We start from the raw sequence: 22,470 nt of genomic DNA on the forward strand, positions 1-22,470 counted from the left end.
CATCAAAAGATAACAATACATTTGTAAGAGAATATTTTTATATGAGCGAAAAAGGCTTGGGATTCAACAGTAAAACGATTCATGGTGGACAACATCCGGACAAGGCATATGGTGCGGTAATGCCGCCAATATATCAAACCTCCACCTATGCCCAGACGACCCCGGGCGGTCATCAGGGATTTGAATATTCACGAAGCGCAAACCCCACAAGGACTGCGTTGGAGAACTCCTTGGCCAGCATAGAGAATGGAAATTACGGATTGGCCTTTGGAAGTGGCTTGGCAGCCATAGATGCCGTTATAAAGTTATTGTCCACTGGAGATGAGGTGGTTACTACGAATGATCTTTATGGCGGAAGCTATAGGTTGTTCAAAAAGATATTTGAAAAATTTGGCATCACCTTCCATTTTATAGGGATGCAAAATTCGGAAAACATAGCCGATCATATCAATGAAAAGACAAAACTAATCTGGGTAGAGACGCCTACAAATCCCATGATGAACATCATTGATATTGTGGCTGTTTCCAAACTGGCAAAGAAGCATAATATTCTATTGGCCGTTGACAATACATTTGCCACGCCTTATCTCCAACTTCCATTGGATTTAGGGGCCGATATCGTCATGCATTCCGCAACGAAATATTTGGGAGGACATAGCGATGTGGTTGTTGGTGCCTTGGTGGTAAAGGAAAAAGAACTTGCAGATCGGTTGTATTTCATTCAAAATGCCAGTGGGGCCGTCTGTGGCCCGATGGATAGTTTTTTGGTACTCCGTGGGATAAAGACGCTCCATATCAGGATGCAGCGGCACTGTGAAAATGGGAAGACCATTGCCAATTACCTGAAGAGCCATCCAAAAATTGAAAAGGTATACTGGCCAGGCTTTGAAGACCATCCCAATCACAGTATTGCTAAAAGTCAAATGAAAGATTTTGGAGGGATGATTTCTTTTGTGACCAAAGGGGCCAATTATAGAGATGCCATTGCCATTGTGGAAAAACTAAAGCTTTTCACGCTCGCAGAATCTTTGGGAGGGGTTGAAAGTTTGGCGGGACATCCGGCTAGTATGACCCATGCAAGTATTCCAAAAGAAGAACGGGAAAAAAGTGGTGTTGTAGACGCCTTGATTCGCTTAAGTGTTGGAATTGAAGATGAAAATGATCTTATAGCAGATTTGGAACAGGCAATCGGATAATTATTTATCAAATTTTTAAAAAAATAGGCTCTAAATTGTTGGAATAATATAATTTTGCCCGTATATTTTCAATTCATCAAGATTAACAATAATCAAGTTTTTTATGGAAGCAAAGATTAAAGCGTTTATGGAAGAGGTGATATCTCGAAATGGACACGAACCAGAATTCATTCAGGCAGTTCATGAAGTAGCTGAAACCGTAATACCATATATAGCAAAACACGATATCTACAATGGTAAGAACATCCTTTTGAGGATGGTAGAGCCAGAAAGATTGATATCCTTTAGGGTTTCTTGGGTTGATGACGATGGGGAGATCCATGTAAACAGGGGGTATAGGATTCAAATGAATTCGGCTATTGGACCTTATAAAGGTGGTTTGCGTTTTCACCCAACTGTAAATGCCAGTATTCTTAAATTCTTGGCTTTTGAGCAAGTGTTTAAAAATAGTTTGACCACATTGCCTATGGGTGGTGGTAAAGGAGGATCTGATTTTGATCCTAAAGGAAAGTCAGACGACGAAGTAATGCGTTTTTGCCATGCCTTTATGACTGAATTATGCAGACATATTGGTCCAAATACCGATGTTCCTGCAGGAGATATAGGAGTAGGCGCCAGGGAAATAGGTTTCTTGTTCGGTATGTACAAGAAGATAAGAAATGAGTTTACCGGAGTTTTAACTGGTAAAGGCCGTTCTTGGGGTGGTTCCTTAATACGTCCGGAAGCGACTGGTTATGGTACCGTGTATTTTGCTCAGAGCATGTTGCAAACAAGAGGTAAAGATTTTTCAGGTAAAAATGTGGTAATTTCTGGATCAGGAAATGTGGCTCAGTTTGCAGCGGAAAAAGCGATACAACTGGGCGCTAAAGTGTTGACTCTTTCAGATTCTCAAGGGTATATTTTTGATAAGGACGGTATTGACACTGAGAAGTTGGAATTTGTCATGGACTTGAAAAATAACAAAAGAGGTCGTATTTCTGAATATGTAGATACATACAAATCAGCTACCTTCCATAATGGTGCAACCCCTTGGGAAGTTGCCTGTGATATTGCGTTGCCTTGTGCAACACAAAATGAGTTGGGTGGCGATGACGCAAAAGAATTGATTAAAAACGGATGTATTTGTGTTGCAGAAGGTGCAAATATGCCTTCTACGCCCGAAGCGATTCATGAATTCCATACGGCTAAAATATTATTCGCACCAGGAAAGGCTTCCAATGCCGGTGGGGTTGCTACCTCTGGTTTGGAAATGTCACAAAACTCACTTCGTATTAGTTGGACTCGTGAAGAGGTTGATGGCCGTTTAAAAGATATTATGGAGGACATCCACGATTCTTGTATAGAATACGGTAAGGATGAGGATGGATATTGCAACTATGTAAGAGGAGCGAATATCGCTGGCTTTGTAAAAGTTGCTGATGCTATGCTTGCTCAAGGGGTAATCTAAGGATTCCCACAACAGATATTAAAGGCTTTCCATTCATTGGAGAGCCTTTTTGTTTTCGAGGTGCTTTTTAATGACTGAACCTACTATCTTTATAGCTCCTAACCACTATAGATGCAGATTACCACCAAGGCAATTGTTCTTTCAGGGCTCAAATACGGAGACACTAGTCTTATCGTAAAGGCGTTCACGGAGCAAAGTGGTCTAAAAACATATCTATTAAAAGGGGTATTGGCCTCCAAAAAAGGGAACATTAAATCGGCTTATTTTCAGCCCTTGATGCAATTGGAGCTGGTAGCCTACCACAAAAATAAAGGTACCATGGAGAGTATTAGGGAGGTTCGGGTATGCTACCATTACGAATCCCTGCATACGAACATTACAAAAAATGCGATGACCTTATTTTTAGCAGAAATGCTTTCCAATAGCATTTTTGAGGAAGAGGAAAACCAAGAGCTCTTCCAATTTATAGAGGCATCCCTGCAATGGTTGGATACCCACGATGAAATTTCCAATTTTCACTTGTATTTTTTACTCAGATTGACCAAGTATTTTGGTTTTTTTCCACAGCGGGATGAAGCGGATGCGCCCTATTTTGATTTGATGGCAGGAGAGTTTGTAAATACCACTACCTTGAACCCTATGTTATACGGTGAAAACTTAAATTATTTTAAAGCGTTTTTGGGCATAAAATTTGATGAGTTACATTCTGTAAAAATGAAAAAGGTGAACCGGCAAGAATTGCTAAAATCACTGATTTTATATTTTGAATTACATTTACAGGGATTTCGAAAACCAAAATCCTTGGCAGTTTTAAATGAAGTTTTCAGTTAATATGCGCAATATAATTTTCGTTGTCTGTTTCTTAGTTTTTCAGATGGTTCAGGCCCAGGAATTTGTCATTTTAGATGCCGAGAACAAAGAGCCCATTCCCAATGTGGCCATATATAATAATGACAAAAGCAAAACTGTAATTTCAGATCTGTTTGGTAAGGCCGATTTAGGTATTTTTTCCGCAAACGAGCGCATCATTTTTAAACACATCGGATATCAATTAAAAAAAACTTCCAAGACCATATTGTCGAAAAGGGAGAATAAGAGGGTGTACTTGACCATGAATGCGGAACAATTGGATGAAGTGGTCATGTCCATTTCCAAATGGGAACAGCAGCGAAAAGATATTCCTCAAAAGATAACATCCATAGATGCGAAGACTATTGCTTTTACATCCCCTCAAACTTCAGCTGACCTTCTGCAAAATAGCGGAAAGGTCTTTGTGCAGAAAAGCCAACTAGGTGGAGGGAGCCCAATGATAAGGGGATTTGCCACGAACCGACTTTTAATTACGGTAGACGGCATCCGTATGAACAATGCCATTTTTCGCGGGGGCAATATCCAAAATATTATTTCAATTGACCCGTTTACCATAAAAAACACGGAGGTGATTTTCGGGCCCGGCTCGGTGATTTATGGTAGCGATGCCATAGGAGGGGTCATGAACTTTTATACCCAGACTCCGCAATTGGCCATTGGGGATAGCCTTCGTATTAAGGGGAATATGGATTATAGGTACTCCTCAGCCAACAATGAAAATACATGGCATGCCGATCTCAATTACGGGAAAAGAAAATGGGGGCTGCTCACTAGTGTGTCCTATTCGGATTTTGGGGATTTAAAAATGGGGAAGAATGGCCCTGAATCATACTTGAGAAACAATTATGTAATACCCTCGGAGACCGGCGACCAATTTGTGGTAAATCCTAATCCTAGGAAACAGGTGCCTTCTGGTTACGACCAGATCAATGCGATGCAAAAAGTAACCTATAAGCCTAATAACTTTTGGGATCTGGACATGGGTTTGTTTTATTCGGAGACCTCAGATTATTCTAGATATGACAGATTGATAAGGCCCAACAGGGCTGGTGACGGTCTAAGGTCCGCAGAATGGTATTATGGACCCCAGAAATGGTTTATGGCCAATCTTCAGGCAGAACAAAAGGGTAAAGGGAAATTTTATGACGGATTAAAGATTACCAACGCTTACCAACATTTTCAAGAGAGTAGAAATGAAAGGGGCTTTCAGGATCCTATTTTGTATTCTACGGCCGAAAAAGTAGATGCTCTTTCCTCCAATATAGATTTTGAAAATAAGCGTATGGGCGATTTTCGCCTGTATTATGGGGGGGAATATGTTTTCAATAAAATTAATTCTGAAGGCAGTCAAAAGGATATCGAGACCAACGAGGTAACAGGTTCCGCCTCTAGGTATCCAGATGGGTCTACCTGGCAGACATTGGCGGGTTATTTCAACGTAGAGTATAAGTTGAAACCCAATATGACCATCCTAACAGGATTGCGATATAGTCATGTCTGGATCAATGCAGACTTTGATACCACATATTACAGTTTTCCTTTTCAAGAGGCCAAACTGAGTACAGGGGCCTTGACTGGAAGCCTTGGGCTTAGTTGGTTGCCCAAACCTGACCTGCAGGTCACCTGGAATGGGTCTACTGGATTTAGAGCCCCCAATATTGATGATATAGGAAAGATTTTTGATTCCGAACCGGGTGCTGTGATAGTTCCAAATCCAGATTTACAGCCGGAATATGCCTATAACATGGAGGTAGGGATCCAGAAAAATTTTAAGGACAAGCTCGTTCTTAAAGGTGCTGCGTTCTACACCTATCTTGTTGATGCTTTGGTAAGGCGCGATTATCAGTTCAATGGTCAGGATGAAATAGAATACAATGGCGAGACCAGTAGGGTGCAGGCAATACAGAATGCAGCCAAAGCCTATGTTTATGGCATTGAATTTGGGATGGAGGCTTTTTTTACGGAAAATCTTTCAATGCAATCCAACCTAACGATTACAGAGGGCATCGAAGAGGAGGAAGATGGTACGGATTCTCCAGGAAGACATGTGGCACCTACTTTTGGGGATGTTCATGTCATTTGGAAGAATCAAAGATTTAAGGCCGATCTGTTCCTCGCCTATAATGGTGAGATTTCCAATGATAATTTGGCGGCTTCGGAAATCGGCAAGGCCTTTATATATGAGTTGGATGCCAATGGCAACCCTTATTCCCCATCATGGTATACGCTAAATGTACGTTCCCAGTATGAATTAAGCAGTAGCCTTAAACTCACGGCCAGTTTGGAAAATATAACAAATCAAAGATACCGTCCGTATTCCTCTGGCATTACAGCGGCAGGAACCAATTTGATATTGGGCGTGGGGTACCATTTTTAATCGGAAAAACCCGGATTACTTAGGTTTCTCAATTAATTTAGGGGTCAATTGTTAATCCTTGATAGCTTTTTTATTTTTTTTTGACCTCTACTTCGGTTGTTCTATTAACTTCCTTGCCAGTTTTTTGAAGGAATCAATGTCATTTTCTTCCGCATTCTCAATTTTGTTACCAGCATTTTTTAGGGCCTCCTAAGTCTTATCTATTGCATCTTTAGTACTCTTCGGGAAACAATAATTGAACTGCGCACGAGCAATAATAGTGTACTTAAAAGAAGCCTTTTCATTTTATTGGAATTATGGTTTCAATAAAAATGAACAATAAAAGAAATTGAAATGCAAAAAAAATAAAAGTGCAATCTTCAGTAAATCAAAAGGTTGATTTCTGCCTTTAGTTTCTTAATAATACTTTAACATTTTTGCATTAGGGTAAAGTAGGGCTGGCTTGTTATATACCCAAACGAACAAATTTCAAATCTTATGAAGAATTATTTAAAAAATGCAGGAATTATTTTAATGTCTGTTTTCGCCTTTGTTTCATGTAATGATGACAATGACGATCCAGGAATGGACGCGCAGACATATGACACAACTTTTAAAGTAACAGATGCTCCCATTGATAATGCTAATGTGGAGGCAGTAGTAGTAACCATCACCAACGTTAAGGTAGATGGCAAGGCATTGGAAGGTTTTACAGCCACTACGGTCAATTTGGCCGCCTTGGTCAATGGTAAGACAGAAACTTTGGGGAATATGGACCTAAAAGCAGGTTCTTACTCAAATATTGAATTTGAATTGGATTTTGAAAATGATGTAAACGGGAATACCCCTGGTTGCTATGTTGAAATGGCTGATGGGACCAAAGATGCCCTTGTAGCTTCTTCCAACAAAATTGCTATTCAGGATAAGTTCGAGGTGTTAGCAAAATCAGCTAACCAAGTGGTGATCGATTTCGACCTTAGAAAAACAGTTAAAGAAGATAAGAACACGCTTTCCAGTGATTTCAATTTTGTGACCATGAGCGAACTTTCTGCGGGTATCAGGGTTGTGAATGAGGAATTATCGGGTAAGATTTCTGGTACGGCAAATGACACGAACAATACTTCCGATAAGATCATTGTTTACGCTTATGAAAAAGGAAAATTTAACGCCGACGCTGAAACAAAAGGGAGTGGGGCAAGCAATGTAACTTTTGCAAATGCAGTGACCAGTTCAGAAGTAAGCGGTCTAAGTGGATCTTATAACCTGAGCTTTTTGAAAGAAGGGGAATACGAGTTGGTATTTGCTTCTTACAGAGAGGATAACAATGAATTGTTTTTCAATTCAATGCTAAATGCTGAATCTACTACAGGTTTAAATTTAGGGGCCATTAGTGTTACCTCTTCTGTGCAGATAAGTGCAAATGTGACCATTACTGGAAGTAATTAGTAAAGTAAATATTTCATCTTATTTAAAAGCCCCTTGTTCAAGGGGCTTTTTTGTTTTTCAACAGAAAGTTTTCTAGTGAAAATTCACTAGTTTTGCAAACTTAAAATAATGCAATAGAAGCTGTTATTATGAAGTTTGCAGAATACAAAGGGTTAGATTTACCAAAAGTTGCCGAGGAGATATTACACTATTGGAAAGAGCATCAGATTTTTGAAAAAAGTGTAACAAGCAGGGAGGGTAAGGATAATTATGTCTTTTATGAAGGTCCCCCTTCTGCAAATGGAATGCCCGGAATCCACCATGTAATGGCCCGTACGATCAAGGATATATTTCCTAGGTACAAGACCATGAAAGGTTTCCAAGTGAAGCGGAAAGCAGGATGGGACACCCATGGTCTTCCCATTGAACTTGGGGTAGAGAAAGAATTGGGAATCACCAAAGAGGATATTGGCACAAAAATTTCTGTTGAGGATTACAACGCTGCCTGTAAAAAAGCAGTGATGCGTTATACTGACGTTTGGAACAGTATGACCGAAAAAGTAGGGTATTGGGTAGATATGGAAGATCCTTATATCACGTACAAATCCAAGTACATGGAGACGGTATGGTGGTTGCTAAAGCAAATCTACGATAAGGGCCTTATCTACAAAGGGTATACCATTCAACCGTATTCCCCTAAGGCAGGAACAGGTTTAAGTTCCCACGAGCTGAACCAACCCGGTACCTACCAAGATGTTACAGATACCACGGTAACCGCCCAATTTAAGGTGCTGAAGGAAACACTGCCCAATTCTATGAAGGGAATTGATGGGGAATTGTTTTTCTTGGCTTGGACAACAACGCCGTGGACATTGCCTTCCAATACAGCTTTGACCGTTGGACCCAAGATAGAGTACGTTGTGGTAAAAACGTACAACCAGTATACCTTTGAACCTACGAACGTAGTGTTGGCAAAATCATTGGTGGCCAAACAATTTACAGGTAAGTTTGAAGAAGTGGAGACTTTGGAGGCTTGGGCCAATTACAAACAAGAAGATAAAAAAATTCCATTTTTGGTTCAAGGCTCCTATCTGGGAAAGGATCTGGAAGGAATCAGATATGAACAATTATTACCATATGCCCAGCCTTATCAAAATCCAGAAAACGCCTACAGGGTAATCACTGGGGATTTTGTGACCACAGAGGATGGTACCGGAATAGTGCATACTTCACCTACTTTTGGGGCAGATGATGCCTTGGTGGCTAAACAGGCTTCTCCTGAGATACCGCCTTTGCTTGTCTTGGATGATAATGGCAACCCGGTTCCACTTGTTGATTTACAAGGGAAATTCCGCTCGGAAATGGGGGAGTTTGCCGGCAAATATGTGAAGAACGAATATTACAATGAAGGAGAGGCACCGGAGAAATCTGTGGATGTTGAACTGGCGATTAAGTTAAAAGAAGAGAACAAAGCCTTTAAGGTAGAAAAGTATGTCCATAGTTATCCTAACTGTTGGCGTACCGATAAGCCTATATTATATTACCCGTTGGATTCTTGGTTCATAAAGGTGACCGACATCAAAGATAAGATGTTCCAACTCAACCAGACCATCAACTGGAAGCCAAAAGCTACCGGAGAAGGTAGGTTTGGAAATTGGTTGGCCAATGCCAACGATTGGAATCTTTCCCGATCCCGTTACTGGGGCATACCATTGCCCATTTGGAGAACGGAAGATGGTAAAGAAGAGATCATTATAGGTTCAGTGGCAGAATTGAAGTCGGAAATGGCCAAGGCCGTTGCGGCAGGGGTTTTGGAGAAAGATATTTTCGCAGAATTTGTTTCCGGTGATATGTCGGAAGAGAACTATGATAAGATAGATCTACACAAGAACATTGTGGATCAGATTACCCTGGTTTCCACTTCAGGGAAGCCAATGAGACGCGAGAGCGATCTTATAGACGTTTGGTTTGACAGTGGTTCCATGCCATATGCGCAGTGGCACTACCCATTTGAAAATAAAGATTTAATAGACGAAGGAAAAACGTTTCCAGCAGATTTTATTGCGGAAGGTGTTGATCAGACTCGTGGTTGGTTTTATACGCTTCATGCTATAGCTACTATGGTATTTGATTCGGTTGCCTATAAAAATGTGGTATCCAACGGCTTGGTGCTGGATAAGGAAGGTAAAAAGATGTCCAAGCGCTTGGGGAATGCCGTGGATCCATTTACAACGATGGAAGAACATGGGGCGGATGCCACCCGATGGTACATGATATCCAATGCCAACCCATGGGACAACCTTAAATTTGACATAGATGGAATTGCTGAGGTTAAGCGAAAATTTTTTGGGACCCTGTACAATACCTATTCCTTCTTTGCACTTTATACCAACATAGACAAATTTAAGTACGAGGAGGCAGATATCCCTCTTAAAGAACGTCCGGAAATAGACCAATGGATTTTATCCGAACTGCATTCTCTCATCAAAAAAGTGGATGAGGCCTATGCAGAATATGAGCCTACTCGTGCCACCAGGGCCATTTCAGAATATGTTCAAGAAAACCTGAGCAACTGGTATGTGCGTTTAAGCAGAAGACGTTTTTGGAAGGGCGATTATCAGCAGGATAAAATTTCGGCTTACCAAACATTATATACCTGTTTGGTGACCATAGCTAAATTATCCGCTCCAGTTGCCCCATTTTTTATGGACCGACTTTATAAAGATTTAACGTCAGGGACCGAGAAAGAACTATTTGAGAGTGTTCATTTAGCGAATTTTCCTACATTTGATGCAGCGATGGTAAATCCTGAATTGGAAAGTAAGATGGCAAAGGCACAGACCATATCGTCCTTGGTACTTTCCATACGTCAAAAGGAAAAAATAAAAGTGCGTCAACCATTGCAAAAAATTATGATTCCCGTATTGGATGAACGTCAGAGAGAAGAGATTGAAGCTGTTGCCGATCTTATCAAATCTGAAGTGAATGTAAAGGAAATTGAATTATTGGACGATGCATCCGGAGTTCTGGTAAAACAAATTAAGCCCAATTTTAAAACTTTGGGGCCAAAATTTGGCAAGGATATGAAGGCAATAGCAAGCGCTGTGGCCAAATTGGGACAGGAGGATATCCAAAAAATTGAGCAAGAGGGCGAAATATCATTACAAATTGAAAATAAAATCCTTATTTTACAGTTACAAGATGTAGAGATTTCTTCCCAAGATATAGAAGGTTGGCTAGTGGCCAGCTCGGGATCGTTAACAGTAGCCTTGGATGTAACCATTAACGAAACGCTTCGGAAGGAAGGAATAGCTAGGGAACTGGTTAATCGTATTCAGAATTTGAGAAAGGACTCAGGGTATGAGGTAACCGATAAAATTGATGTGAAATTATTGAAGGACGGATGTGTGGAATTGGCCGTGGCAAGTAATATTGATTATATTAAAACCGAAACCTTGACTGCAGAGCTTATTTTTGAAGAGAAATTGGAAAGTGGAACGGACATCTCCTTTGATCAAGTGAATACAAAATTGTTTATCCAAAAACATTAAAACTATGGCAGAAGATTTAAAAGTAAGATACTCAGATAAGGACCTAGAGGAGTTTAGAGTATTGATTGAGGAAAAAATGAGTAAAGCAAAAAGCCATTTGGAATTGCTTAAGAGTTCATATATGAATGATGGTAATAACGGTACAGATGATACCTCACCAACATTCAAGGCATTTGAGGAAGGTTCCGAAACTATGAGCAAAGAGGCAAACACACAATTGGCGATCCGTCAGGAGAAATTCATAAGGGATCTAAGAAATGCTTTACAGCGTATTGAAAACAAGACTTATGGTATTTGCAGGGTAACAGGAAAGCTCATTAATAAGGAGCGCTTAAAACTTGTACCCCATGCCACCTTGAGCATAGAGGCAAAAAATATGCAGAGTTAAATTAAAAACGCCTTTTTATTAGGGCGTTTTTTTATGCCACCTATGAAGAATACCCTCTTAGTGTTTCTGTTATTTTCATGCTGTTTCTTGAAGGCTCAAAAAACGGTGAAGAAGTCCATTATCGACCCTAAAACTTCTTTTATCCAAATAGATGCGGAAAATTGTTTTGAAGTGATTTTGCAAACCTCAAATTCCAAAGACCTTATTGTAGATGCTGCCATGGACGGGGAATATAATCCCAACCTAATGGTCAATGTAAAACAAGAGGGCGCTACGATTTTTATCATTGCCGGTTTTCGGCCCAATTTCACAGTTCCTAATGACAAGCTAAGTGCACATAAGGTGGTTTCCATCGCATTAAACATCAAATTGCCTAACTATAGTAACACCAAGGTGTTGGGAACCAGCTGCAATGTTTTTGCTAGTGGGCGCTATCACAGTTTGGATGTTATTCTAAGTGATGGGAGGTGTGAGCTGAACAATGTTGGAGAAAATTGTACTGTAAGAACCCAAAGTGGGGATATCTTGCTTTTCAGCAACAAGGCTTCCATTAATGCAACAAGTACCTACGGGAAGATTATCGAAGAACCGATTTCGACCGGAAATGATAATTTTAAATTACATACCGTTACAGGAGATATCCATCTCAAGAAAACCAAATAATATGTCTATTTTTGACGAAACCTAGAAACCACAGAATGAATTTAAAGAAGTCTATACTGCTAGTAGCAGTGATTTTATTGGTAGACCAACTGAGTAAAATTTACATTAAGACCCATTTTGTTTTGGGAGAATCAGTAACTGTTTTTAATTGGTTCAAGATATTGTTCATTGAAAATGAGGGGGCTGCTTGGGGTGCCAAATTGAGTGATATTTTTCCCATTTCAGATGAATTGGGAAAATTAATTCTAACAGTATTCAGACTTTTTGCCATTTTAGGAATTGGGTATTGGTTATATGATACCATACAAAAGAAAGCCTCAAAAACATTGATTGTGGCTGTTTCACTTATATTTGCTGGTGCACTTGGCAACATTATTGACTCCGTTTTTTACGGGGTAATCTTCGATGACAGTTTTAATCAGGTAGCTACCTTGTTTGCCCAAGACCCCTATGGTACTATTTTTCATGGCAAGGTTGTGGATATGCTTTATTTTCCATTGGTAGACACCACATGGCCGGACTGGGTGCCTGTAGTGGGAGGTAATAACTTCCGCTTTTTTGAGCCTGTTTTTAATATAGCAGATACAACCATAAGTACTGGAGTGGGGATATTAATCGTCTTCAATAAAAAAGCATTTGGTAAACGGGAAGAAGCTCAGAACGAGTAAACCTTATCGGGGGTAATGCAATAATCTAGGGGGACGTCATCGGGTGCTATATCATCTATACTTTCTTCCGCATCAAAAAGGGAAAGTCCAATTTTGACGACATTAGGATTGCATTCCTTTAAGAAAATATCATAAAAGCCTTTTCCATAACCTACTCTATTGCCTTTTGTATCAAAAGCCAGTAAGGGTACAAAGACCACATCAATTTTATGGATTGGTACCTCAATGCCTTCCAAAGGTTCGGGAACGCCCCATTTATTTAGCTTTATAACGGTGCTGTCCGTGAGCAGAAAATGCTTTAGGTTTTGATCACCAGTCATTTTTGGAAGGACAACATTTTTATCCTTTCCCTGTAAGATGGACAGTATATAACTTGTATCTATCTCCTTCTTTTTGGTGATAGGTAGAAATAAGTGGTAATAGGAAAAATTCCAGATAGGTAATGTAAGAAGGGTATTGGCTAATTGTAAACTTTGTTCAGAAAGATATTCCGATGTCGTAGAATTTCTAAGGGAGAGGATTTTCAGACGCAAATCTTTTTTCAACATTTTTGGTGATTGATTTAAGATTGCGCAAAATAGTTAAAATAATATGGAACTACTCCTTACTGGCAACGGCAAAATATATTTTGAAGAAAAGCATTAATATTAAGTATGTTCCAAGAGTGATAATGTAGTTTTCCATTTATAGTACATTTTGTTCACGCTAAAAATAACTAAAAATTTCTAATCTCTTCCATGAAATGCACTTTTTTCCGATGAAATGCACTTTTTTTATAATTTCGTTAACGATGGTTTAAGTACTTTTTATTTTATTTTTAGTATTAATTTATTAATCTACTGTAAATCAATAAGTTATATAAAAATTAATTCAGGGTCTTATTAAACAGGATTGTTAAGAGTAACAACAGGTTTTTTAATAAACATAGTTTTTGTTCTACGAAATATACGCCTAAAATGTCAATTAGTAAGATTATTGATAAAATATTGCCCCAAAAATGCGAAATAAATAGGTTTCAAGCTTCAAGTCAACTCCAAAACAACAGTTTTTCACACAACTAAGTTTTTTTTTGATTTTCAATTGGAGTTTTAGTGGTTTGGGTCAATAAGATAAAACCGAGGATAATTATATTCTTTGGGAGTAGTTTATCTTTGTAGGGAACAATATGTAATATAAGGTGAAAACCTATGTCGGAGATACCAATTAATGTTCTACTTACAACCCTGCCTTCGAGTCCGGGAGTCTACCAATTCTACGATAGCAATGATAAGATCCTATATGTTGGAAAGGCTAAGGATTTAAAGAAAAGGGTGTCCTCCTACTTTTCCAAAACCCATGAGACAGGAAAAACACGGGTATTGGTCAAAAAGATCAGGGATATAAAACATATTGTGGTGGCTACGGAGTCCGATGCCCTTTTGTTGGAGAACAACCTTATTAAAAAATACCAACCCCGTTACAACGTATTGCTCAAGGATGATAAGACCTATCCTTGGATATGTATTAAGAATGAAAGGTTCCCGAGAATATTTCCCACTCGCAGACACATCAAGGATGGCTCGGAGTATTTTGGACCTTACACCAGTATGAAGACGGTAAAAACCTTGTTGGAGTTGATAAAGAGTGTGTATCCCTTGCGCACCTGTAATTATGATCTGTCACAGGAGAAAATTGAGGCGGGCAAATATAAGGTTTGCTTGGAATATCATTTGGGCAATTGTAAAGGGCCTTGTGAAGGGTACCAGACCCAGGAAGAATACCATCAGGAAATTCAGGATATCAGGGAGATTATAAAAGGAAACTTTAAATCATCTCTCCAGTATTTTAAAAACCAAATGAAGACGTATGCCGAGGAAATGAGGTTCGAAGAAGCGCAACAGATAAAAGAGAAAATAGATGTTTTGGAGAATTACGAGGTGAAGTCCACCATTGTTAATCCAAATATCAACAACGTGGATGTTTTCTCCATAGTTTCTGATGATCTATATGCCTATGTGAACTTCTTGCAGATTTCCCATGGGTCCATTGTGCGATCCCATACGCTGGAAATAAAGAAGAAATTGGAGGAGGAAGATCAGGATCTATTGGCTTTGGCCATCGTGGAGATCAGGCAACGTTTCAATTCTTTTTCCAGGGAATTATACGTTCCCTTTGAGGTAACCACGGAACCTGGCCTAAAGATCACGATTCCGAAAATGGGGGATAAGAAGAAAATTTTAGAGCTATCCGAGCGCAATGCAAAATACTTTAGACAGGAGCGATTTAAGCAGGAGAAGATAATAGACCCCAACAGGCATGCCAATAGGATTATGGCCCAGATGCAAAAGGATTTGAGGCTATCTGCAGAGCCAAGGCATATTGAATGTTTTGATAACTCAAACATACAGGGCACAAATCCCGTTGCGGCCTGTGTTGTTTTTAAGGATGGGAAGCCTTCAAAAAAGGATTACCGTCATTATAATATTAAAACGGTAGAAGGGCCAGATGATTTTGCCTCCATGGAGGAAGTGGTATTCAGAAGATACAAAAGACTTTTAAATGAAGCAGAGCCCTTGCCACAGCTCATCGTCATTGATGGGGGAAAAGGACAGTTGTCATCTGCTTTAAAGAGCTTGGACATTTTGGGGTTAAGGGGTAAAATTGCTATCATTGGGATAGCAAAACGACTAGAGGAGATTTATTTTCCCGGGGACTCAATCCCTTTATATCTGGATAAAAAGTCTGAATCTTTAAAGATCATCCAACAACTGCGTAACGAAGCCCACCGTTTTGGTATTACTTTCCACAGGAACAAGAGAAGTAAGGGGGCTATTAATTCAGAGTTGGAAGGCATAGAGGGAATTGGAGAAAAAACCGCCCAAGATTTACTGAAAACATTTAAGTCCGTGAAGCGCATTAAAGAAGCTTCGGTCGAAGACCTGGCCAAAACGGTTGGTGTGGCCAAGGCAAAGAAAATTTATGACACATTTCATTAAAGAATTAACTTGATCCTATGAAAAATAAAATCCTCATTTACCTCATTCTTTTTTGCTTTGGAACCATTTTTTCCCAAGAAAAAGAGCTTAAGGTGGGACTTGTGCTTAGCGGTGGAGGTGCTAAAGGTCTTGCCCACATTGGAGCCTTGAAGGTTATTGAGGAATCTGGGGTAAAAATTGATTATATCGGAGGTACAAGTATGGGTGCAATTATTGGGGCCCTGTATGCCTCGGGATATTCTGCAACAGAACTCGACTCTATTTTTCAGAGCACAAATTTCCCAAAATTAATTCAGGACAATCTACCCCGAAGTGCCAAGACCTTCTATGAGAAGGAAGATTCTGAACGATATGCCCTGACGCTTCCGTTCAACAATTTTAAAATTTCATTTCCCCAAGCCCTTTCCGGGGGTCAAAAAATATATAATGAATTGGTTAGGCTTTTGTACCACGTTAAGGACATCAGGGATTTTGATAAGTTGCCCATCCCATTTTTATGTATAGCCACGAACGTAGAGACTGGGGAAGAGGTCTTGTTAAAACAGGGCTACCTGCCTGAAGCAATTCTGGCTAGTGGCACCTTTCCTTCCCTGTTTGAGCCCTCGGAAATTGAGGGTGCCATTTTGATAGATGGAGGGGTGGTGAACAACTATCCCATAGAAGAAGTGAGGGCGATGGGAGCCAATTTTCTGATAGGTATAGATGTGCAGCACGGTCTATCTAACAGGGAATCGCTAATGTCGGCAACCGAGGTTCTCTTGCAGATCAATAATTACAGGACGGTAAAAGATATGGTGAAAAAATCCAAAGAAACGGATATCTATATACAGCCAAATATTGAGAAATACTCCGTAATTGATTTTGATCTGGGTACGAGCATTGTCCGAAGTGGGGAAGTAGCGACAAGTGCCAAATATGCCGAATTAAAGGAACTGGCCATTCGGCAAAATAGACCACAGAGTGCTAAAAAAAGAGTTGTGGTCAAAGATTCCCTTACCATTAACGGACTTGTCCTAAAAGGAAACAATAACTATTCTAGGGGGTATATAAAGGGAAAATTGCGACTTAATCTGGAGAATGAAATGTCCTTTGAAAAATTACAGCAAGGGGTCAACAATTTGGCTGCCACGGGAAATTTTAGATCCATACGATATGAATTGGCACCAGACGGCCCAGATGCCGTGGATCTAATAATGAATTTAAGGGAAAACCCCAACAAAACGTTTTTGCGAATGGGCCTTCATTACAACGAACTCTACAAAAGTGCTGCGTTGATAAATCTAACCAAAAAGAATTTGTTGATGGACGATGATGTTTTTTCCTTCGATTTCATTTTGGGGGATAAGCTTCGTTACAATTTTCAATATTATGTTGATAAGGGTTTTTACTGGAGTTTTGGGGTAAATTCAAGGTTTAGTGATTTTGATCATGAGGTTGGGACCAGTGTAATTGCCTCCAATTTTGACTCTTCGGACATTAGTAATGTGAACACCATAAATCTGGACGTTTCAGATTTAACAAATCAGGCATATCTACAAACTGTTTGGGCAGAGGAATTTGCTATCAGTTTAGGGGTGGAGCACAAATTGTTGAAATACAGCACCAAAACAATAGGGGAGACCTTGACGGACGAAACGTCTTCAAACAGGATCATTTTTGATAAAAGCGATTATTTCAGCACCTTTGGTCAGCTTACCTTGGATACCTATGACGATAGATACTTTCCGACTAGAGGCCTGTTTTTTGATGGGGATTTTCATTTGTATTTATATTCATCAGATTTCAATAATAATTTTAAGGAGTTCTCAATTGCCAAGGCTAGAATGGGGGGAGCCTTTCCCTTATCCGATAAACTATCTGTGAACCTTGAAACGGAAGGTGGCTTTAAATTGGGGAAGTCAGAAGTGACTTCTTTTGATTTTGTCCTTGGGGGCTATGGCACTAACTTGATCAATAACTTTATTCCTTTTTTGGGCTATGATTTTTTGAGTTTGGTGGGGAATAGTTTCGTGAAAGCATACGGTCGTATCGATTATGAATTTCTTCCCAAGAACCACCTTTTGCTAGCTGCAAATTTCTCTAGGGTAGAAGATGATATGTTTAGGACAGGGCAATGGTTCAAAAAGCCAGATTACTCAGGGTATGCTTTAGGGTATGGTTGGGAATCTTTTATCGGCCCGGTCCAAGTAAATTATACTTGGTCCCCGGAAGTAAGAACGGGGAATTTGTTTTTTAGTATCGGCTACTGGTTTTAAGTGAATTTATCAAAAAAAGTCATTGATTTTTACGATATTTGTAATTCATAAAAGAAATAGTGATGCTCCAATATAGAATTGATATTACTGCCCATCTTAGGGCCATGTGGTAACGGCTGATTTAGTCCTTTTTACAGTATTTAATCATTTCTTTTTTTAATCAAAATATTCAATACCTATTATGGCACAATTAGATAACACATCATTTCAATTACCAATAGAAAATCCGGCTGCGGAAGATTTTTTACCGCTTTTGGGCACAGATTATGTGGAACTTTATGTAGGTAACGCAAAGCAAGCAGCACACTATTATATGGCTGCATGGGGTTTTCAGCCTTTGGCTTATGCCGGACTGGAAACAGGACTTAAGGACAGGGTCTCTTATGTCCTACAGCAAGATAAGATAAGATTGGTTTTAACCTCTCCCTTAAAATCTGGAGGAGATATTAACCGGCACATAGATGCCCATGGTGATGGTGTAAAATCTATCGCCCTTTGGGTAGATGATGCCACTAAAAGTTACCAAGAAACCACAAAGAGGGGGGCTGAGAGTTATATGGAGCCCAAAACCATGGAAGATGACAAAGGAAAGGTGGTTGTTTCCGGGATACATACCTATGGGGAGACTGTTCACCTATTCGTGGAAAGAGGAGATTACAAAGGCGTTTTCATGCCAGGATTTAGAGCATGGGATCCATTTTACAAGCCATGCGACGTAGGACTGAAATATATTGACCACATGGTAGGAAACGTGGGTTGGAACGAGATGAACAAATGGTGTCAGTTCTATGAAAAGGTAATGGGATTTGCGCAATTGGTGTCTTTTGATGACAAGGATATCTCCACGGAGTATACTGCCCTTATGAGTAAGGTGATGAGCAATGGCAACGGAAGGATAAAATTTCCTATCAACGAACCTGCCGAAGGAAAGAAAAAATCACAGATTGAGGAATATATAGAGTTCTATAATGGCGCCGGTGTTCAACATATGGCCATGGCTACCGATAATATCATTGAGACGGTTACCGCATTGAAAAATAGAGGGGTCGAGTTTTTGACCGTTCCCGCATCTTATTATGAAGAGGTATTGGATCGTGTGGGTGAAATAGATGAAGATTTGGAACCTTTATCAGAGCTGGGTATCTTAATAGATAGGGATGAAGAAGGGTATTTGCTTCAAATATTTACCAAGCCCATTTTGGATCGCCCTACGATGTTTATTGAAATCATTCAACGAAAGGGAGCAAAATCCTTTGGAAAAGGAAATTTCAAAGCTTTGTTTGAAGCCATAGAAAGAGAACAAGAATCAAGAGGGACCCTTTAGGAAGATCTGTTTTTCTTAATGATTTCCTAAAATTCTTTTAAAATATATAAACAACTGTTAAAGGTAAAGTTAAAGTCCGTTAAAGTGGATTTAGATACAAGAGTTATAATCTAAATTTGTCCTCAAGTAAGGGGTGGTTCCCTTACAACTTTAAGTATTGGTTTTTCATAATTTAAAGTTTGGTTGGTTATTTAGGAAAAGCCCAGTTTAAGAACTGGGCTTTTTTTGTGCGCAATAGTTTGGAACAAAATTTGTTTATATAACAAGAAATCAAAAATAGTATAGACTTGTTTTTACTATTTTTACCTGAACACTAGAAAATGAGAAACATTTGTTTTGCACTTATAGCGCTTATGACCTTTTCTTTGAGCGCCCAAGAAGATTATTCAGCTTTCAGGGCTGGCGAATGGTTGAGGTTTCGCATTCATTATGGCATCTTCAACGCCAGTTATGCCACCTTACAGGTTAAGTCGGATACCATGAAAGGGATTCCGGTTTATCATGTGGTAGGAAACGGAAAGACCACCGGTTTGGCAAGCATCTTTTTTAAGGTAGACGATACCTATGAAAGCTATTTTGGAATGGAAGATGGAAAACCATACAAGTTTGTTAGGAAGATTGATGAAGGTGGGTATACCAAGGATATTGAAATCAATTTTGATCACGGGAGCCAATCAGCAGAGTTAAACGATAAAAAAAACAATAAAAAGTTTAATTTTGACGTCAAAGAGGACATTCAAGATTTAATATCTGCCTTTTACTTTTTAAGGAACAACTACAAGGCAGAAGATTTAGAAGTGGGAAAATCCATAGATCTGAATATGTTGTATGATGATGACGGGGTTTTTAAGTTTAAACTAAAATACCTCGGCAATGAAGTTTTGAAAACCAAGTACGGCAAAGTGGAATGCTTAAAATTTAGACCTTATGTACAATCTGGTAGAGTTTTTAAAGAGCAGGAAAGTTTGGCGCTTTGGGTGTCAAATGATCTAAATAAAATTCCGATCAGGATCAAAGCTGATCTGGCCGTGGGATCTATCAAGGCCGATTTGGATGGCTATAACGGTCTTAAGAACCAGTTCAAAATTATAATGGAATAATTCGTAATGGAGAAGAAGGAGAAAATAGAATCCCAGATATTAAAACTTGAAGAAAAGTACAAGGATTCCGGCCAGGATTTGAGCTCTTACTTAGATGGCTTGCTCTACCAGCGCTACCTTACCTACTGGGATTACATCCATCTGGATACGCTTCTAAGTCTACAAGTCCCCCGAACCCATTTTCCTGATGAAGAAATTTTCATCATGTACCACCAGATTACAGAATTGTATTTCAAACTCATTCTCCACGAACAAAAGCAGATAGTGGATGATAAATCACAAGAATTAAATTTCTTTCTGGAGAAGGTCAATAGGATCAACAGTTATTACAAGGCCCTAATTTCTTCCTTCGGGATCATGATTAAAGGAATGGAACGGGAGCAGTTTCTTCAGTATCGCATGGCCTTATTGCCGGCAAGCGGTTTTCAATCTGCCCAGTATAGGATGATTGAGCTTTATGCCACTCCCCTGGAGAATTTGGTACATCATTCGGAAAGGGATGATTTCTCTGCGGAAGATGGAATTGATGAGCTTTATGAGCATATATATTGGAAAAAAGGAGCCACTGATGTGGTGACCGGTGAAAAAACATTGACCCTAAAGCAATTTGAATATAGATATACCCCTAGGTTTATTAGAATAACCAACAGTGTCAAGGGACATACTATTTATGAAAAATATCAAAATTTAAACGAGGAAACCAAGAGCAATAAGACGTTGATAGATGCATTAAAGGCATTGGATATCAATGCCAATGTAAATTGGCCATTGATGCATTTGGGCTCCGCGTACAGGTATTTGGATCGTGAAAATGGAACGGTAGCAGCTACTGGTGGGACTAATTGGAAGGAATACCTGCCGCCTAGCTTTCAGAAAGTAATATTTTTTCCTGAAATTTATTCTAAGGAAGAGTTAAATAATTGGGGGAAACAGTGGGTGGAACATACCTTTAACCCGCATAAAAAGTAAAAGTAGTAGCATATGAAATTATATTTGGGCTTAATTCTTTCGTTTTTAATGTTGGCCTCTTGCAGGGATTCGGGGACTTCGGATAAGGACATGGCTGAGGTTCCGACCATATCAAAACCGATTGTGATAAAACAATTTGGTTTTAATCTGGATGAATTTACTGTGCTTCAGGATACTGTCAGAAATGGCGATAGTTTTGGGGAGTTGATGCTGAGGAACAAGGTAGAATACCCCAAGATCTACAAAATTTCCGAAGAATTTAGGGACACCTTCGATGTCCGTAAGATTGTGGTCGGGAAACCCTATCTTATTTTAAAATCAAAGGATACCTTGGAAAAAGCCCAAGTGTTTATCTATCAGAATGATCTTATTAATTATACGGTTATTGACTTAAGGGATTCCGTCACCGCTTATAACAAACGCAATAAAATTAAGTATGTGCAAAGGGAGGCCTCCGGTGTAATTACGTCCTCTTTGTCCGAAGCTATTTTGGAACAGGGCATAGATTATAATATTACCAATAACTTGTCGCAGATTTACGCATGGACCATTGACTTTTTTAGACTTCAAAAGGGGGACAAATTCAAGGTCATTTACAAGGAAAAGTATATTAATGATACCATCTATGCAGGTGCAGAGGCAATTGAGGCTGCTTATTTTGAACACAATGGAAAAACCATCTACTCTTTCGGATACGAAACAGATACGGTCAATAATGTAAAGGATTATTTTGACGAGCAGGCAAAAAACTTGAGAAGGGCCTTTTTAAAGGCTCCGGTCGAATTCAGTAGAATTTCCTCCAGATATAACTTGAACAGAAGAATTGCCTACTACGGATATAAAGTGAGGCCCCACAAAGGCACGGACTATGCCGCTCCGATAGGTACGCCCATTTTAGCTACCGCGAACGGAACAGTGGAAGAATCTACACGAAGAGGGGGTAATGGAAAATATGTAAAGATCAAACATAATGGCACTTATAGCACCCAATACCTTCACATGAAGAATCAAAATGTGCGTAAAGGCCAATATGTGAAACAAGGAGATGTTATTGGCTGGATCGGCATGACGGGCAATACAGGGGGTCCCCATGTTTGTTATCGCTTTTGGAAAAATGGTCGCCAAGTAGACCCCTTAAGAGAAGAGCTGCCAACAGCGGAGCCATTATCCGAAGCTCTGAAACCCGATTACTATGCTTTTATCTCCCCCTTAAAAGAGCAATTGGACTGTATAGAATTTATGGAATCGCCTGAAGAAAATTTATTAACCGAGAACCAATAAAA

The 22,470-nt window shown here is 39.4% G+C and carries 16 protein-coding genes; 15 read left to right on the top strand and 1 reads right to left on the bottom strand.

Annotated features, from left to right (window positions below):
* Positions 1–41 precede the first annotated feature (41 nt).
* The 9 genes from SB49_RS13105 (at position 42) to SB49_RS13145 (ending at position 12,564) form a co-directional block, all read left to right on the top strand.
* The gene (locus SB49_RS13105; protein WP_062057282.1) at positions 42–1,196 is read left to right on the top strand and encodes a cystathionine gamma-synthase; all 1,155 of its coding nucleotides are present in this window, start codon (positions 42–44) and stop codon (positions 1,194–1,196) included.
* A 103-nt stretch (positions 1,197–1,299) separates the two neighbouring features.
* Entirely contained in the window at positions 1,300–2,643 is a 1,344-nt protein-coding gene (gene gdhA, locus SB49_RS13110; RefSeq protein WP_062057284.1) for an NADP-specific glutamate dehydrogenase, read from the top strand.
* Between the two features lie 111 nt (positions 2,644–2,754).
* Complete coding sequence (gene recO, locus SB49_RS13115; RefSeq protein ID WP_062057286.1) at positions 2,755–3,474, top strand: DNA repair protein RecO; 720 nt, start codon at positions 2,755–2,757, stop codon at positions 3,472–3,474.
* On the top strand, positions 3,458–5,890 hold the full coding sequence (locus SB49_RS13120; protein WP_082591120.1) for a TonB-dependent receptor plug domain-containing protein: 2,433 nt from the start codon (positions 3,458–3,460) through the stop codon (positions 5,888–5,890). Before recO ends, SB49_RS13120 begins: the two co-directional genes overlap by 17 nt.
* A 477-nt stretch (positions 5,891–6,367) precedes the next feature.
* On the top strand, positions 6,368–7,315 hold the full coding sequence (locus tag SB49_RS13125) for a DUF4382 domain-containing protein (protein WP_062057288.1): 948 nt from the start codon (positions 6,368–6,370) through the stop codon (positions 7,313–7,315).
* Between the two features lie 128 nt (positions 7,316–7,443).
* On the top strand, positions 7,444–10,845 hold the full coding sequence (gene ileS, locus SB49_RS13130; protein WP_062057290.1) for an isoleucine--tRNA ligase: 3,402 nt from the start codon (positions 7,444–7,446) through the stop codon (positions 10,843–10,845).
* Between the two features lie 4 nt (positions 10,846–10,849).
* Positions 10,850–11,233 (top strand): TraR/DksA family transcriptional regulator, encoded by a 384-nt coding sequence (locus SB49_RS13135; RefSeq protein ID WP_062057292.1) that lies wholly within the window; start codon positions 10,850–10,852, stop codon positions 11,231–11,233.
* Between the two features lie 105 nt (positions 11,234–11,338).
* Positions 11,339–11,896 carry a DUF4097 family beta strand repeat-containing protein gene (locus tag SB49_RS13140; RefSeq protein ID WP_235537769.1) on the top strand — a complete coding sequence of 186 codons (558 nt, stop codon included), beginning with the start codon at positions 11,339–11,341 and terminating at the stop codon, positions 11,894–11,896.
* Between the two features lie 35 nt (positions 11,897–11,931).
* On the top strand, positions 11,932–12,564 hold the full coding sequence (locus tag SB49_RS13145; RefSeq protein ID WP_062057294.1) for a lipoprotein signal peptidase: 633 nt from the start codon (positions 11,932–11,934) through the stop codon (positions 12,562–12,564).
* Here the strand turns inward: SB49_RS13145 and SB49_RS13150 are convergent.
* Entirely contained in the window at positions 12,552–13,112 is a 561-nt protein-coding gene (locus tag SB49_RS13150) for a 5-formyltetrahydrofolate cyclo-ligase (protein WP_062057296.1), read from the bottom strand. The two genes, SB49_RS13145 and SB49_RS13150, sit on opposite strands and share 13 nt — an antisense overlap.
* A gap of 639 nt (positions 13,113–13,751) precedes the next feature.
* On the opposite strand from SB49_RS13150, the gene uvrC reads away from it, so the two are divergent.
* The 6 genes from uvrC to SB49_RS13180 all read left to right on the top strand — a co-directional run bounded on the left by uvrC (position 13,752) and on the right by SB49_RS13180 (position 22,468).
* Entirely contained in the window at positions 13,752–15,539 is a 1,788-nt protein-coding gene (gene uvrC / locus SB49_RS13155; RefSeq protein WP_062057298.1) for an excinuclease ABC subunit UvrC, read from the top strand.
* A 17-nt stretch (positions 15,540–15,556) separates the two neighbouring features.
* Entirely contained in the window at positions 15,557–17,794 is a 2,238-nt protein-coding gene (locus SB49_RS13160) for a patatin-like phospholipase family protein (protein WP_062057300.1), read from the top strand.
* 181 nt (positions 17,795–17,975) lie between these two features.
* Complete coding sequence (hppD, locus tag SB49_RS13165) at positions 17,976–19,118, top strand: 4-hydroxyphenylpyruvate dioxygenase (protein ID WP_062057302.1); 1,143 nt, start codon at positions 17,976–17,978, stop codon at positions 19,116–19,118.
* Between the two features lie 320 nt (positions 19,119–19,438).
* Positions 19,439–20,218: a DUF3108 domain-containing protein gene (locus tag SB49_RS13170; protein WP_062057304.1), complete on the top strand. Its 780-nt coding sequence runs from the start codon at positions 19,439–19,441 to the stop codon at positions 20,216–20,218.
* Positions 20,219–20,224: 6 nt separating this feature from the next.
* Positions 20,225–21,187 carry a tryptophan 2,3-dioxygenase family protein gene (locus SB49_RS13175; protein WP_062057306.1) on the top strand — a complete coding sequence of 321 codons (963 nt, stop codon included), beginning with the start codon at positions 20,225–20,227 and terminating at the stop codon, positions 21,185–21,187.
* 12 nt (positions 21,188–21,199) lie between these two features.
* Positions 21,200–22,468, top strand: a complete 1,269-nt coding sequence (locus tag SB49_RS13180) for a peptidoglycan DD-metalloendopeptidase family protein (protein WP_062057308.1) — start codon at positions 21,200–21,202, stop codon at positions 22,466–22,468.
* Positions 22,469–22,470: the final 2 nt, after the last annotated feature.

The organism is Sediminicola sp. YIK13, from assembly GCF_001430825.1.
Lineage (GTDB): Bacteria > Bacteroidota > Bacteroidia > Flavobacteriales > Flavobacteriaceae > Sediminicola.